Consider the following 15,422-nt stretch of genomic DNA (forward strand, 5'->3'; position numbering starts at 1 on the left):
ACTCGGCAAGGTCGCTATCCACCGAACATCCCTTCCTTTGCAAGTCCACCCGGACAGCCCGCTGGGCGGGCGCCCTCATCGCTTCGAAACCACTCCGCTCCCGGGGAGAGCACCGGCGCGCACCCGGAGGAATACCCCGCGCCGGGCCAGGTAGTGTAACAGAAAAACGATGGTCGACGTTGCGTACGCTGAGAGTCGATTCCGGCCCCCCGAAATCGCTCACCGGTACGGTCCGTGCGTGCACCTGCTCGATGACCCGCTCGCATGGACTCTGCTGGCTCGAGCCTGCTCCCCGGAGACGGTCCAGCCCGACGTCGGGCGTCTCGTCGGGGTTCTCTACCAGAACCTGGCGCGCGCCGTCCTCGCCGCCGAGCTGGGGCGCGCGCGCGTCGACATCCCGACCCGGATGATCTCCTCTCACCCGGAGGCCGTGTATCGCGGCGCCGCGCTGTCGCGCGCGACCAAGGCCGTCACCGTGGGCATCGCGCGCGCCGGGACGATGCCCTCCCAGGTCGTCTACGAGCTCTTGAACGAGGTCCTCGACCCCGCGCTGGTCCGGCAGGATCACCTGTTCATGAGCCGGCAGACGAACGAGCAGGGCGAGGTCGTCGGCGCGACCTGGCACGACGCCAAGATCGGCCGCGACGTCGAGGGGCGCCACGTGCTCTTCCCCGACCCGATGGGCGCCACCGGCTCGTCCATGGTCAGCGCCATGACGTACTACAAGACCGCGCTCGAGGGGCGGCCGGCCAAGTGCATCGCCATGCACCTCATCGTCACGCCCGAGTACATCCGCCGCGTCACCGAGGCTCACCCGGACGCCATCATCTACGCGCTCCGGCTCGATCGCGGCCTCTCGCCGGCGCGCGTCCTCAAGACCGAGCCGGGCACGCACTGGGACGAGGAGCGCGGCCTGAACAGCATCCAGTACATCGTCCCGGGCGCCGGCGGCGTCGGCGAGATCCTCAACAACGCCTGGCTGTGAGCGCGAGGGCGTCGCCGCGGCGGCGCCCCGCCCGCTGTCAGCGGCCGCGCTTCGAGCGGCGGTTGTGGCCGGCGGCGAGCGCGCGATAGTCGATGTCCGCGTGCGGCCGGCTCACGGCGGGGCGCAGATCGCTGCAGAGCCGCGTGAGCTCCGCGACCATCGCGCCGAGATCGCTCGCGCCCGCGGCCCTGCGCTGCGCGAGCTCGCCGTAAGCGGCCGCGAGGGACGCGATGCCCTTGCCGGAGACGTGCCCGCGGCGCGACAGATCGACGTAGCTCCGCGCGAGCGCGACGCTATCGAAGTTGTGGGCGACGACCAGCGACTGCGCGACGCGGAGCACGGCGTGCGCCGCGATCCGGCCGTCCTCGTGGAGGACGAACGCCGCCTGCAGGTAGTTGTAGAAGGGGACGACCCGGTCGCCGAAGATCCGGAAATCCGACGGCGAGGACTGGCGGTCGAGGTGGATCAGGATGCGCTCGACGACGGGGCCCTTCTCGACATAGCTCGCGAACCGGATCGCATCGACGATGGTGTCGTCGTACGCGTGCCCGAGCCGCATCACCTCGCCGAGCTCCAGCGGGGTGACCCGGCCCTCGCAGACGTCCGCGTACAGCGAGTAGACGAACGCGTCGGCCTCCGCATCGTCCCCGAGCAGCACCTCGCGGATGAGCGCGCCGCTCTGGTCGCGCTGATCCGCGAGCTCGCAGCGCCGCTGGAGCAGCGCGGGCAGCTTGTAGCCGAGCTGCCCGCGCAGCGCGCGGAAGCGCAGGCGGAGGATGTTCTGCAGGTTGGGCTTCAGCGTGAGCGACGCCCAGCGCGCCCCGTCGAGCCGCAGCTTCTGCTCGATGCGGGAGCGGAGCTGCTCCGGGCTGCCCGAGAGGATGTGGGTCTCGACGCCCGCGCGGCCGAGCTCGCGCAGGAGCGACCCCGCGCCCGGCACGGTGCGCTTCTGATCCGGCCGCTCGATCGCGGTCCGCACGAGGTCGCGCAGCGTGTCGAAGTCGGTCCGGAGGTAGGTCTTGTCGAGGTCCCACCGCGCGATGAACGGCGCGCGCGGCGGCGATGCCGCTGCGTTCGCCGGCGATCCGGGCCCTCGCGATCGTTCCTCGTCGTTCACCGTCTCTCGCTCAGCGCGACATCCACTCGCGCCGCATCTTGTCGAGCGACTGCACCACGTCGCTGTCGGCGCCCTGCCGGGCGAGGTCCATCGCCTCGCGGAGGTACATCGACGCCTCGCCCGTGCGCTCGCGCTGGTGCGCCACGTGCGCCAGCGCGCCCAGGACGAGCGCGCGATCAGGCCCGCCTGGGCCGGCGAGGTCGAGCGCCTCGCGCAGCACGCCGTCGGCGTCGGTCAGATCACCGGCGCGCGCGAGCGCCTCGCCGAGCTTCCGGCTGAAGATCAGGACGGCGCGCACCGGATCGTCGAGCTCGCCCCGGAAGATCTCCCGCCGCGCCAGATCGAGGCCGCGGCGCAGCGCGAGCACGCTGCCGGCGCTGTCCCCGCGCGCGGCGGAGCGGTCCGCCGCCTGCTCGAGGAGCATCAGCGCGACGAACGCGTTCTGCGCGTGGTAGGCGTGGATCGCCTGCACCTCGAGCGGCAGCGCGAGCGGGTCGCCCGCGCTGTCGAACGTCGCCTTGGCGTGCAGATCGCGCCGGACGCCGGCCGGGATCGTCGCGAGCGTCACGTCGCGGAGCAGCGGGTGCGCCGTGCGGATGCCGCTCGAGTGCTCCTCGATCATGCCCGCCGCCGCGAGCTTGCCGAGCAGGTCGTCGAAGGCGCGGATGTCCGGGAGCAGGCGCTGCAGCGTGGCCCGGTCCGCCGCGTCGCCGATGACGGCGAGCGCCTGCAGCGTGCGGCGCGCGTCCTGCGGGAGCCGCTCGATCCGCGCGGCGACGAGGTCGGCCATCCGCGCGGGCGGGTCGCTGCCCCCCTCGAGCGTGTAGCGGACCAGCTGGTCGATGTAGAGCGGCGGCACCGTCGCGGCCTCGCCGCCGAGGACGGCCGGGCTCGCCGCGCTCGGCGGCAGGGCCAGCGGGGTTTGATCGGCGGCGCCGTCCGACGGGTCGCGCCGCGGCGACAGCCGCAGGCCGCCCATGCTCGGCGGCGTCTTGCGGGCGGCGCGGTGGTCCAGGCCGACGCTGCTGCGGAGGAGCGAGAGCGCGATGTCCTTCGGGAGGCCGCCGAGCGCGCGCACGGCGCCGCCCCACTCGGGCTCGAAGCCCGGCGTGTGGCTGGCGACGATGAGCAGCGCCGCGAGCGGCGGCTCCGCGATCACGTCGGCGAACGCGTTCCGGCTCGCGCCGTCGACGGCGTGCAGGTCGTCGATCGCGAGCAGGACCCGGTGCGGGAAGGCGGTCTGCTGCGCGCGAGAGAGCGCCCAGCGCAGGGCCTCCGCGGCGATGAAGCGGCGATCGTCGGGCGACAGGCCCCCCGCCGTCGGCTTGTTCCACGCGTGCCTGCGCACGTCGCTCCCGCGGTCGCCCTTGCCGAAGATCTCGAGCAGCCCGCGCCGCGCCTCCGGCGTCGCGCCGCTCCAGTTCGACGCGTTGCCGCCGTCGGGCGGGAGCTCGGCGAGCCCGGCGATCGCCCAGCGGAGCGCGTAGTAGCCGACCTCCGCGCCCCACGGGTCCGGGCCGGTCTGGATGACGATGTCGCCCCGGCTCGCGGCGACGTCGAGGAACTCGCGGAGGAGCCGGGTCTTGCCGACGCCGTGCTCGCCGACGATGCGCGCGGCGACGACCGAGCCCTCGACGTCGGCGAGGCAGGTGTCGAGCCACGCGAGGTCGTCCTCGCGCGCCGCGAACGGGAGCGGGAGCGTGGGGGCCGAGGGGGCGCGATCGCGCCGGGCGGCCTGGGGCGCTGCGCGCGGCGCAGGGGCGGGCGAGTGCGCCTGAGCGATCCTGGCGCCGCACTCGCCGCAGAACTTCTGGCCGCGCGGCACGATGGCCCGGCACGAGCCGCAGATGACCGTCGCGTCGGAGAACGAGAAGCGCCCCGAGGGGGTGTCGAACGTCCCGAGCGCCGCGCGCAGCGCCGCCGCGAACTCGTCCGCCGACTGGTAGCGCCGCGCGGCGTCCTTCTCGAGCGCCCGGAGCGTGACCTCGACGAGCGGCTCGGGGATCTCGCGCTCCGGCGCGAGCAGGGCGGGATCGGGCGGCGGCAAGGAGAGGTGCATCAGCACCACCTGCGTCGGCGATTCCGCCTCGAACGGGAGCCGGCCGGTCAGCAGCTGGAACAGGATGACGCCGCACGCGTAGAGGTCGCTCCGCGCGTCGATCGGATCGCCTCGCCCCTGCTCCGGGGCCATGTAGTCCGGGGTCCCGCAGACGATGCCGGGGCTCGTGATGTTCGTCGTCGCGACCTCCCCCTTCAGCTTCGCGAGGCCGAAATCGACGACCTTCACGAAGTCGCCGCCCGAGCGCATCGGCTCGAGCACGATGTTCTCGGGCTTGAGATCGCGGTGGATGATGCCGAGGTGGTGCGCCTCGGCGAGCGCCGCGAGCACCTGGCAGAGGATGTCGACGATGCGGCGGAACGGGAGCGGGCCGTCCTCGTAGACGACGCGGGCGAGGTCGCGCCCGCGCAGGAACTCCATGACGAGGTAGAGCTGCCCGCCGTTCTTACCGAAGTCGATGACCCCGACCGAGTTCGGGTGGTTGAGGCGGCTCGCGGCGCGGGCCTCGGTGATGAACCGGACCGACGCGCTCTCGTCGCCGAGCAGGTGGGGATGGATGATCTTGACGGCCACGGTGCGCCCCAGGGCCTTCTGCTCGGCCCTGTACACGCGGCCCATGCCGCCCACCCCGACGAGCTCCAGGATCACGTAGTTGCCAGGGAGCGTCGTCCCGATCAGCGGATCGTCGGACGTCCGGTTGAACTCCGAGATCGGGAAGCCGCACACCGGGCAGAATTTGTGCGCCTGCTCGCACGGATTCGCGCATTGCGGGCAGACCACTGTGGACACGCGCGGGACCTTACCACGTTCGGGATAGCGATTGGAGTCGAGGTCTCCCTCGGCCCGAGGGGGCGCCGTCCGGAGGGGGGCGGGGGGGCTCGTCCAGCCGTCTGTTAGGTCCTGGATCCTTCTTGGGGTAACCTCGGGCGCGATGGTTACGCCTCGCCTACGTCTCGGTCAGCTCCTGGTCGACGCGCGGATGATCACCCAGGACGCCCTCGAGAGGACCCTGGAGCAGCAGCGCACGGATGGCCGGCGGCTGGGGACGCTCCTTGTCGAGCAAGGGCTCATCAACGAAACCCAGCTGACGCAGATCCTGTCGCACCAGCTCGCTGTCCCGTGGGTGTCGCTCCTGCACATCGAGTTCTCGCGGCAGCTGCTCAACCTCGTCCCGCACGACGTGGCCGAGCGCTACTGCCTCGTCCCGATCTACGTTCGCCACGTCCGCAACCAGGGCGAGACGCTGTACGTCGCGATGGACGATCCGACGAACGAGGACGGCATGAAGGAGTGCATGGCGTTCTCCGGCCTGCCCGTGCGCGCGATGATCGCTCCGCCGAGCGATATCCGGAACGCGATCCGGGTCTATTACGGAGCGCGCGCCCGCTCGGCGCCGCCGCCCGCGCCCGCGAAGCAGGCCCAGGTGAGCGAGCCGCAGTCGCGGGCGCGCCCCGCCGACCCGCCTCCTTCGTCCGAGCTCTCCGGAGCGCCCGAGACCGCGCGCCACGCGGAGGACACGCCGCTGACGCCATCGACGCCGGAGCCCTTGCTGCTCACCAGGCCCGCCATGCGATCCGGGGCGCGGCTGGTCGAGGACGCGGGGCCGGCGATCGAGACCTCCGACGTCGACCCCTCCGACGTGGGCGTCATGGATGACGAGCTGGCGTGGGAACCGCCTCGCTCCGCGGCCAAGGAAGTCCGCAGCTCCCCGGAGGAGCGGCAGATCCGCGGCCGACCGGACGAGCGCTCGCGGCCGACGTTGAAGGTCGCGCCGACGCCCGAGCTGCTCGCGGCGGCGCAGGCAGCACGATCCGCCACGCCCGCGCAACCTGCGCAGCCAGCGCAGGCGCAGTTCACGCAGGCGGCACAGGCGCAGGCAGCGCAGCCGGAGCGCCGGAAGACGATGCGCCCGAGCTCCGCACCGGGGCCCGTCGCGGCGTCCGCCGGCGACGCGGCGCCGAGCATGGACGGGGCGCCGACGTCGAGCACGCCAGCCGCGGCTCTCCTCGGCGCGGTGCTCGGACGCGCCAGCGCTGCGGCGCGCACCGTCCCGGAGAGCGTGCCCGACTACGGCGACGAGCCCCCGAGCGAGCGCGAGGTGCGCAACATCCCCGCGCCGCAAGGCCGCGGTCGCCGGCGGATGGTCTCGCTCACCCTGCTCGACGGGACGACGATCACGCTCCCCGCGCGCGGGTCCAAATCCCAGCAGCAGCCGCAGCAGCCGCGAAAAGAAGCCCCGTCCCCCCGCGCCACCGCGCAGTCCGAGCCGCCTCCTCCTCCCACGGCGGACGACTCGGGCCTCACCGCGCGCGATCTGGTTTCCGCGCTGCGCGCGGTGTCCCACGGCGCCGACGCGAGCGAGATCCTCGGCAACAACGTGCGCTGGGAGGCGATGTTCGCCGCGCTCCTGTCGCTGATGCTCAAGAAGCACCTCATCGCCGACTGGGAGTTCGTCGACGAGCTGAAGAAGATCTGACGCGAAGCAGCAGCTCGGTCGCCGCTGCCGGCGCGCCGCGCGCATCTTCGACGTGGCACGTGGCACGTGGCGCGCGGCGCGCTCGCGAACGGCGGCCGTCAGCGCGCCTCCCGCGCCGCGCCTGCGCGGATCAGCGCGTCGATGTCCCCTTCCGAGAAGCCCGCGTCGCGGAGCACGGCGCGCGTGTGCTCGCCGGCTCGAGGCGCCGGCGCGAACGCGACGCCCGCCGGCGTGACCGGCGTCCTCAGCTGGGGGATCCGGCCGCGCGGCGAGGCGATCTCGAACAGGAGATCGCGCGAGGCGAGGTGGGGATCCGCCGCGGCGCTCCGCGGATCGACGACCGGCTCGAGGCAGCAGTCGCGCTCGGCGGCGAAGGTCTCCCACTCGGCGCGCGTCCTCTCCCGAACGACGGCGGCCAGCTTGCGCTTGAGCTCGGCCTGGTGCGGCCCGGGGACGAGCGCGCTCGGGTCGGGATCGAGCCCGGCGCCCTCGCAGAACGAGGCCCAGAACTTCGGCTCCAGCGCGGCGAGGGCCATCGCGTGCCCGTCCTTCGAGAGGTAGGTGTTGTACGGCGCGAGCCCGCCGGTGAGCGGCGCGCCGCCCGCCGCGCGCGCCGTCTCCCCGACCGCTTCTCCGCCGCTCGCGAGCGCGGCGGCGAGCGTGGGAAGGGCGAAGCCGAGCACGCCGTCGGTCATGGCGATGTCGAGCACCGCGCCCTGCCCGGTCCGCTCCCGCTCGCGCAGCGCGGCGAGGATGGCGATCACGCACCACATCCCGCCGCTCATGTCGGCGACCTGGAAGCCCGGCACCTGCGGTGGCCCCTCGGCGGGCCCCTGCGCGCCGAGGACCCCCGCGCGCGCGATGTAGTTGAGATCGTGCCCCGCGCGCGCCGCCAGCGTGCCCGTTTGACCGTAGCCGGTCAGCGCGCAGACGATGAGCCGCGGGTTGTCCGCGCGCAGCGCCGCGTGACCGAGCCCGAGCCGATCGAGCACCCCCGGGCGGAACTGGTCGAAGAGCACGTCGTAGCCGGCGACGAGCCGGCGGAAGGCGTCGCGACCCTCAGGCGCCTTCAGGTCGAGCAGGGCGCTGCGCTTGCCGCGGTTCAAGAGCTGGAACGCCGCGGATTCTCCGGCGATCTGCGGGGGGAGCTGGCGCAGGAAGTCCCCGCCGGCGACGTCCTCGATCTTGTCCACCGTCGCGCCGAGATCCGCGAGCACGAGGGTCGCGAAGGGGCCCGGCAAGAGCCTCGAAAGATCGAGGACGCGCGTGTCGGTGAGAGGGCGCACGGCGGCTTTCCTGTCGTTGCGCGAGATCCGTCGAGGGATCGAGCGATCGAGGAATGATGAGCGAAGGGCGCGCCGCGCGCAGAAGGCACACGAGGTTGGCTGGGGCGGACGCAGGGGCTGCGATCCACCAGCGAGCCGTTACCGCGCGCGGCGGCGCAGGCGGGCTCGCCGGATCTCCGCCGGCGCCCGGATCAGCCCGCGTTGAGCTGGAACAGCTTCGGGAGCTTCATCGCGAGCATCTGGTTGCCCGTGACCTTCAGCTTGCCCGCGAAGAAGAGCTGCATCGAGTTGGCCTGCGGATTCTCGTGCAGCTTCTGGAAATCCTCGCTGCTGAGCGAGATCGTGACATCCGCGTTGCCAGGGTTGCCCGAGGAGAGCTTGGGCCCGCTGTCGGACAGGTCGATCAGCCACTCGCCGCCGCCCTCGCCCGTCACGTTGATCTGGTACTTCCCGCCGATCTGCTTGGCCGCGTCCGAATGCTTCACCAGCGCAGCGGGCAGCTCCTCGTTGAACAGTTTCTGGATATCGACGGCCATGGATCGCCTCCGGATGTCGTGTGGGACGGTGACTCGAAATCGCCTGGATACCGAGCGCGGTTTACCCGTGCCCGCGCGCGGGAGTCAAGCGAAGCACGACGCCCGCGCGCTGTCTCCTCGCTCCGTCAGGGCAGCCCTGGCGCGCCGCCTCGTCGACCCATCAGGACAACCCTGGCGCTGGGTTCACCGTGGATGCGTCATGCACGCGCGCGCGGCGCCTGCGCGGCGGGCCGGGGCGCCTTGTCCAGCGCGGATCGGATCGGGACCATCAGCAGGCGATCGATGGCGACGCGCTGATCGGCGGGCGGCGGGCTCTCCGGTATGCCTTGCATCAGCCGGAGGTCACGGAGCGCGCCGCGATCGAGCGGGCCGAGCGATGTCCCCAGCACGTCGAGCGGCGGCGTCATCGCGGGGAGCAGACAGACGAGGGAGAGCTCGTTGGTACCCTGGCGTACCCACGTTCCCTGGTACACCGCGATCGCCTGCCCGAGCGCCTCCTGGAACACGAACGCGCGCCACTCGAGCGGCGCCGTCAGATCGAAGACGCGGCCGCCGGCGCGGAGCTCGCGGCTGTCGAGGCCGAGGGCGGCGCCGCGCGCGTCGGTCAGGAGGAAGCGCTCGAGGCACCCAGGAGAGCGCAGCGTGAGCTCCTCGAGCAGCGCGGCGAGCGCCGCGGGGCTGAGCGAGATCGGCTCGCCGTCCGGGCCGATCGCCTCGAGCCCGACCTCGTCGGAGCCCACGACGGACGCGTGGTCGAGCAACGCGGCGAAGGTGCGCCGCGAGGGGCCGTCGAAGCCGGCCCCGATGGAGGACATCCCGGCGCTGGAGCTGAGCAGGGCGACGATACGATCCCGGCGCGGCGTCGCGAGGAGCGTGACGCCGAACCGCTCGCGGGTGGTGAGCAGCACGTGCTGCGCAGCGCTGCTCTGGCTTCGAAGGAGCAGCTGATCGCCCTCGAGGCTCAGCCCGCGCCGGCTCACCTGCGGAGGGGGCACGAGCTGCCGCCGTCCCCGCGCGAGCAGCGCGACCGCCGCCGTCACGAGGGCGACCGGCAACAGCGCACGGAATATCAGGCCGCGCGCGGTCACGACCAGCACGAGCGCGGCCAGGAAGAGCGGGATCGCCCAGCGCCGCCGGGTGTCCGTGCCCCCCGCTGGCGTCACGTCGGGAGCGGTCGCGTCGAACCAACGGGCCCGTGGGACAGGCGTCACGGCGGCGTCGCTCGCCGGCTCGCCCGCGCGCTGCGTCGCCGGCCTGCCTGTCGCAGAGGGAGGCTCGTGGGCTCGGACCTCGATCGACGGGAGCATCGCGACGGACCCAAGCGGGTCCTTCTGGCCCTTCGCCTCGCGTCCCATCGCACCTCCACCCCGACCGAAAGTTGGCGGTAGAATAGCATTGACCGAGGCCGGAGCGAGGGGACTTTGGGACAACGCGCTGCGTAGGGTGCTGCGCGTTGTTGACGACCCGCTCTGTTACAACCCGTTACAACCGGTTACGACTGGTTACGACCGGTTACGACCGACTACGGCCTGCCGAGGACGTCCCCGGCGGGTCGCGAATGGCGTGCGCTGCGACGTGTCACGCCGCGTTGCGACCCCTCCTCGGCGACGAGGAGCCCGATGAGGTCCGCTCGCATGCTTCCTCGAACTCGCGGTTTTCCGTATCCGAGATGGATAGCGCCTGCCCCGGAACGACTGGTGATGCGGCGGATCCGGTCGAAGCGGAGGTAGCTCTCTGCCGCAGGCGTGGGACCGATGGCGTACGACGCGCTCGCGAGGCGGACATGGAGGTTGTCGCCGCCTGCGTCGCTGCAGACGGCGATGCCCTGGAGGCCGGCCTCATGCAGCGATCGGAGGACTCGCACGGCGATCTCGCCGCGGTCGGGGAGGAGGACCTTGCGGATCACGAGCCGGCCCTTTCACACGGAATCGCCTCCGCGAACGGCCCGTCGCTCCGCCGCTCCGCGCCGAGCCTCGTCGCGCGCCCGACGGCGGGCTCGCCTGACGCGGGATCAGGCCCGCGAGAGTCTTTCCACAGGCCGAGCAAAAGGGTACGTCTGCCCTGTGCAGCGCCGCGATATCCCGCCCGAGCTCTCGTTCGCGGCCCTTCCCGTCGCCGAGCCTCGCGAGCTCACGGGCCCGCCGCCCTCGCGCCGCCAGCGGGGCGCCGAGCCGGAGGTGGTCTCGGTCGCGGAGCTGGATCGCCGGCTGAAGCGGATCCTCGAGGGGTCGACCGCGGACGTACGCGTCGAGGGCGAGATCTCGGGCCTGCGCGTCGTGGGCAGCGGCCACGCCTACTTCACGCTCAAGGACGAGAGCGAAGAGGCGGCCATCGACTGCGTGATGTACAGGACCGCGGCGCCGCGCGCGCGGAAGCTGCTCGCCGACGGCGCGCGCGTCGTGCTCACCGGCCGCGCCACGGTCTACGTGCCTCGGGGCCGGCTCCAGTTCTCCGCGGACGACGCGCGCCTCGCCGGCCGCGGCGCGCTCCTGGAGGCGCTCTTCCGCCTCAAGGAGAAGCTCGCCGCCGAGGGGCTCTTCGCGCCGGAGCGCAAGCGCAAGCTGCCCGTCGATCCGCAGATCATCGGCGTCGTCACGAGCGGCGACGGCGCGGCGATCCACGACATCGTGACCGTCGCGTTCCGCCGCGGCGGCGCACGGCTGATCCTGGCGCGCACGCCGGTCCAGGGCGCCGGGGCAGGGCAGCGGATCGTGCGCGCGATCGCGCTGCTCGAGGAGTTCCCGGGCATCGAGGTGATCATCGTGGGGCGCGGGGGCGGCTCGGCCGACGACCTCAGCGCGTTCAACGAGGAGATCGTCGTCCGGAAGGTCGCGGCCGCGCGCGTGCCGATCGTGAGCGCCGTGGGGCACGAGATCGACGTCGCGCTGACCGACCTCGCCGCCGACGCGCGCGCCGCCACGCCCTCGCAGGCAGCAGAGATGCTCGTCGCGGACGCGGCCGCGCGGCGCGCGGCGCTGGAGCACCTCGAGGCCCGCATGCGCCGCGCGATCGCCCACCGGTTCCGGGGCGCTCGGGCCGATCTCGACCGGCAGCGCGCCCGGCTCGGCTCGCCCGCGCAGATCCTGGCGGAGCCCCAGCAGCGCATCGACGACGCCATGGCGAGGCTCCGGCGCCGCATGGAGCGCATCCTCGTCGAGGATCGCGCCGCGCTCCAGCGCCTCGAGCGGAGGCTCGCCGCGCGCCACCCGCGCGCGGTGCTCGCGGGCGCCCGCGGGGCGCTCAGGCCGCTGTCGGTGCGCCTCGCCGCCGCCGCGCACCGCCACGTCGCCCTCCTGCGGGAGGGCTTCGCGGGCGACGTGGCCCGGCTCGAGGCGATGTCGCCGCTCCGCGTGCTCGCGCGCGGCTACGCCATCGCGACGGACGCGTCGGGGCGCGCGGTCCGGGATCACCGCGAGGTCGCGCCGGGCGATCCGATCGCGGTGCGCGTGCACCACGGCGCGCTCCTCGCGCGGGTCGTCGTCACCGCAGGTCCGGACGAGCCGCTCGTCGAGGGCCACGCGCACGCGCCGGCAGCGGCGGCAGCGGTGGCAGCGGCGGCGCCCGCGCCGCCTGCGCGCCAGGGCGGCGGCCCGCGCGCCGCGTCCGGCCGCGCGCCGAGGCGCAAGAGGACGCAGCCCGGCGCGCCCGCGTGCGAGCAACTCGGGCTCGGCTTCGCGGCCGAGGAGCACGCCCCGGCCGTCGGTCGCGCGGGCGCCGCCGGCCAGGTCTCGGTGGGGCAGGGCGGCGCGGAGGCCGGTCCTGAGGAGAGGCACCATGTCGAACGCTGAGCGGCGAAGGTTCGGTCTTGTGGGGCACCCGGTGGGCCACTCGGTCTCGCCGGCGATGCACTCGGCCGCGTTTCGGGCGCACCACCTGCCGCACATCTACAGCGCGTTCGACGTGCCCACCGGCGCGGAGCTCGCGCGCTTCGTCAGCGACATCCGGAGCGGCCTTATCGCTGGCGCGAACGTCACGATCCCGCACAAGCGCGCGATCATGTCGATGGTCGACGACGTGGACGCGAGCGCGGCCGACGTCGGCGCCGCGAACGTCCTCTGCGCGACGGAGGCGCGGCGCGTGACGGCGTACAACACCGACGTGGTCGCGCTCCGCGACGAGCTCGCGCTGCTCCTGGGATCCGCCCCGCCCCGCGGGGACGATCCGGAGGGGCCGTACGGCGCGCGCTCGAGCCCGCGCCAGCGCGCGGTGATCATCGGCGCGGGCGGCGCGGCGTTCGCGGCGATCGCCGCGTGCAAGCTGCTCGGCTATCACCTCATCAGCGTGACCACCCGCTCGTGGACCGGCACCGAGGCGATGCTCGAGTCGCCCGCGGGGCAGCGCGCGTCCGAGCTCGGCGCGCTCACCGCGCCCTGGCCGATCCCGACCGACAGGTCGATCAGCAGCAAGTCCTCCGTGGCGCTGCGGCTCAACTGGAGCGAGTTCACCGTCGCCGCCGACCTGATCATCCAGGCCACGAGCGCCGGCATGCTCGGGGGGCCGCCCGGGGAGGAGGTCACGGGCATCATCCCGTGGGACGCGCTCTCGCCGAGCGTGTGCCTCTACGACCTCGTCTACAACCCCCCGGTGACGCCCTTCCTCCGGACGGCGCGCGAGAGAGGGCTCCGCGCCGAAGGCGGGCTCGGGATGCTGGTCGGCCAGGCGGCGCAGTCCTTCACGCTCTGGACCGGCCTCCCGGCGCCGGTCGAGGTGATGCGCTCCGCCGCCGAGGATTCGCTCAGGAAGGCAACCGGCGGTCGATGAGCTCGGACGGATCCCGGCGGAATTCCCCGCCCCACGACGCGCTGTCGTCCACGCCCGCGGCGCCCCGCGGCCAGGGCGCCGCGCTCGAGCACGCCTCGCCGTGGCCGCACGTCGAGGTGCGGGGCCAGTTCTCGATCGCGCGCAAGGAGTGGCTGCACACGAACGGCGCGGGGGCCTACGCGAGCTCGACGATCGCCGGCATGCACACCCGCCGTTACCACGGCCTGCTCGTCGCGGCCCTCGACCCTCCGCGGCGCCGGCACGTCATGCTCTCGCACGTCGACGTCTGCGTCCGCCCGGTCCGACAGCAGGGCGCGCCGTCCGAGCGCCGCGCCTCGTGGCCGCGGTGGGACCTCGCCAAGCACCAGTTCCCGGGCATCGATCCGGAGAGCAGCTCGTTCTACCTCGAGCGCTTCGATCAGGATCCGCTCCCGCGCTGGGCGTACGCCGTCCCGGGCGGCGAGCTCGAGGTGACGCTCGGCCTCGTGCGCGGCGAGAACGCCGCCGTCCTCCGTTATGCCTGGAGCGGGGCGGATCCGGTGATGCTGACGCTGCGCCCGCTCCTCGCCGCCCGCCACATCCACCAGCTGCTCCGCGAGAACGGCGGGATCTCCCAGAAGGTCGAGCTGCGCGCAGGGGCGGCGCGCGGCGAGCCCGGCTCGGGGCGCGACCGCCCCGTGATGGGCGAGGTCCGGGTGCAGCCGAACCGCGCGCTGCCGAGGATCTGCTTCCGCTACCAGGGCACGTTCGTCGGCTCGCAGGACTGGTGGCGACGCTTCGAGTACCTCGGCGAGCAGGATCGGGGCCTCGACTTCCTCGAGGATCTCTGGACGCCGGGCCATTTCGAGACGGTGATCGGTGCCGAGCCCGTTCACCTGCTCGTGGCGGTGGGCGCGCTGCCCGACGACGAGCCGGAGAACCTCCTCGCGGCGGCGAGCGCGGCGATCCGCGCCGAGGACCCGGGGCCCCGGCGCCCGCTCCTGGAGCGGAAGCTCACCATCGCGGCCGAGGCGTTCCGCGCCGACGCGGCCGCGCGGCCCAGCGTCATCGCGGGCTATCCCTGGTTCGAGGTGTGGGGCCGCGACGCGCTCATCTCCCTGCCCGGTCTCTACCTCGTGCCCCGCAAGACCGAGGCCGCGATCCGCGTCCTCCGCGCGATGATCGACGCGATGCAGGACGGCCTCGTGCCGAACCGGCTCCCCGACGCGGGCGAGCCGGCGGACTTCCACGCGGCCGACGCGACCCTCTGGCTGTTCGAGGCGGCTCGCCTGCTCGCGGACGCGGTCGGCGACACGCACCCGTTCGTGGCGGGCGAGCTGCTCGGCGCGCTCCGCGACGCCTTCGAGGCGGCCATGCGCGGGACCCGGAACGGGATCCACGTCACGGCCGACGGCCTCTTCGCCGCAGGGCGCCTGGGCGAGGGCGCCTTCGACGGGCTCACGTGGATGGACGCGCGCGTCGCGGGCCGCGCGGTGACCCCGCGCGCCGGTTGCCCGGTCGAGCTCACGGCGCTGTGGGCGAAGGGCTCGGAGACGCTCGCGCGCCTCGCGCGGGCCGCCGGCGACGCCCGCCTCGCGGGGCGGGCGGAGGCGGCCGCGAGCGCGGCGCGTCGGGGCTTCGCCGCCCGCTTCTGGTGCGAGGAGACCGGCTACCCGTACGACGTCATCTCGGAGCGCGCGGACGGGGAGGGCGCGTTCCGCGACGCGTCGATCCGCCCCAACGCGCTGATCGCCGTCGCCGTGGATCCCGCCTGCTTCACGCCGGAGCGGGCCGCGTCGCTGCTCGACCGGGTCCGCCTGGAGCTCGTGACCCCCGCCGGCGTGCGCACGCTCTCGCCGGCCGATCCGGCCTACGCGCCCCGGTACCAGGGAGGCCCCGAGGCGCGCGACAGCGCCTACCACCAGGGCACGGCCTGGCCGTTCCTGCTCGGGTTCTACGCGCGCGCCGCCCGGCGCTTCTCCACGCTCGGCGAGCACGTGATCCCGCTGCTGCACCGGCTCGCGGCCTCCGCGGCCGCGAACGAGATCGCGCTCGGCCAGGTGCCCGAGGTCGCCGCCGGCGAGCCGCCGCACCACCCTGGTGGCAGCTTCGCGCAGGCCTTCAGCGTGGCAGAGCTCCTGCGCCTCGTCGCCTGGGACCTGCCCGCCCAGGACCCAGGCAGCGCCGCGGGCGCGCCGCCGCGCTGAGCCACGCCGGCCCGCG

Annotated in this window: 11 protein-coding genes; 5 read left to right on the top strand and 6 right to left on the bottom strand. The window is 73.7% G+C overall.

Annotated features, from left to right (window positions below; translation table 11 throughout):
- The first annotated feature begins 169 nt into the window (after positions 1-169).
- Positions 170-985, top strand: a complete 816-nt coding sequence (locus tag WMF39_RS13490) for a uracil phosphoribosyltransferase (protein ID WP_012235100.1) — start codon at positions 170-172, stop codon at positions 983-985.
- 37 nt (positions 986-1,022) lie between these two features.
- Here WMF39_RS13490 and WMF39_RS13495 read toward each other — a convergent pair whose 3' ends face one another.
- On the bottom strand, positions 1,023-2,102 hold the full coding sequence (locus WMF39_RS13495; protein WP_437745920.1) for a hypothetical protein: 1,080 nt from the start codon (positions 2,100-2,102) through the stop codon (positions 1,023-1,025).
- Positions 2,103-2,112: 10 nt separating this feature from the next.
- Positions 2,113-4,950 carry a protein kinase domain-containing protein gene (locus WMF39_RS13500; protein WP_437745921.1) on the bottom strand — a complete coding sequence of 946 codons (2,838 nt, stop codon included), beginning with the start codon at positions 4,948-4,950 and terminating at the stop codon, positions 2,113-2,115.
- 142 nt (positions 4,951-5,092) lie between these two features.
- On the opposite strand from WMF39_RS13500, the gene WMF39_RS13505 reads away from it, so the two are divergent.
- The gene (locus tag WMF39_RS13505; protein ID WP_437745922.1) at positions 5,093-6,637 is read left to right on the top strand and encodes a hypothetical protein; all 1,545 of its coding nucleotides are present in this window, start codon (positions 5,093-5,095) and stop codon (positions 6,635-6,637) included.
- 98 nt (positions 6,638-6,735) lie between these two features.
- On the opposite strand, the gene WMF39_RS13510 is transcribed toward WMF39_RS13505, so the two are convergent.
- The 4 genes from WMF39_RS13510 to WMF39_RS13525 all read right to left on the bottom strand — a co-directional run bounded on the left by WMF39_RS13510 (position 6,736) and on the right by WMF39_RS13525 (position 10,365).
- Positions 6,736-7,923 (bottom strand): CaiB/BaiF CoA transferase family protein, encoded by a 1,188-nt coding sequence (locus WMF39_RS13510; protein WP_437745923.1) that lies wholly within the window; start codon positions 7,921-7,923, stop codon positions 6,736-6,738.
- A gap of 191 nt (positions 7,924-8,114) precedes the next feature.
- Positions 8,115-8,459 (bottom strand): SCP2 sterol-binding domain-containing protein, encoded by a 345-nt coding sequence (locus WMF39_RS13515; protein ID WP_012235105.1) that lies wholly within the window; start codon positions 8,457-8,459, stop codon positions 8,115-8,117.
- 197 nt (positions 8,460-8,656) lie between these two features.
- Positions 8,657-9,814, bottom strand: a complete 1,158-nt coding sequence (locus WMF39_RS13520; RefSeq protein ID WP_437745924.1) for an IMP dehydrogenase — start codon at positions 9,812-9,814, stop codon at positions 8,657-8,659.
- A gap of 167 nt (positions 9,815-9,981) precedes the next feature.
- Positions 9,982-10,365 (bottom strand): biotin carboxylase N-terminal domain-containing protein, encoded by a 384-nt coding sequence (locus WMF39_RS13525; RefSeq protein WP_437745925.1) that lies wholly within the window; start codon positions 10,363-10,365, stop codon positions 9,982-9,984.
- A gap of 157 nt (positions 10,366-10,522) precedes the next feature.
- Here WMF39_RS13525 and xseA point away from each other — a divergent pair, with 157 nt between their 5' ends.
- The 3 genes from xseA to WMF39_RS13540 are packed head-to-tail and all read left to right on the top strand — an operon-like array spanning position 10,523 to position 15,406.
- Positions 10,523-12,247 carry an exodeoxyribonuclease VII large subunit gene (xseA, locus tag WMF39_RS13530; protein WP_437745926.1) on the top strand — a complete coding sequence of 575 codons (1,725 nt, stop codon included), beginning with the start codon at positions 10,523-10,525 and terminating at the stop codon, positions 12,245-12,247.
- Complete coding sequence (locus WMF39_RS13535; protein ID WP_437745927.1) at positions 12,234-13,220, top strand: shikimate dehydrogenase family protein; 987 nt, start codon at positions 12,234-12,236, stop codon at positions 13,218-13,220. The genes xseA and WMF39_RS13535 overlap by 14 nt, the downstream gene beginning before the upstream one ends.
- Positions 13,217-15,406: an amylo-alpha-1,6-glucosidase gene (locus WMF39_RS13540; protein WP_437745928.1), complete on the top strand. Its 2,190-nt coding sequence runs from the start codon at positions 13,217-13,219 to the stop codon at positions 15,404-15,406. The genes WMF39_RS13535 and WMF39_RS13540 overlap by 4 nt, the downstream gene beginning before the upstream one ends.
- The last annotated feature ends 16 nt before the right edge of the window (positions 15,407-15,422 follow it).

The sequence above is a fragment of the Sorangium sp. So ce1504 genome, from assembly GCF_051521635.1.
Taxonomy (GTDB): Bacteria; Myxococcota_A; Polyangia; order Polyangiales; family Polyangiaceae; genus Sorangium; species Sorangium cellulosum_B.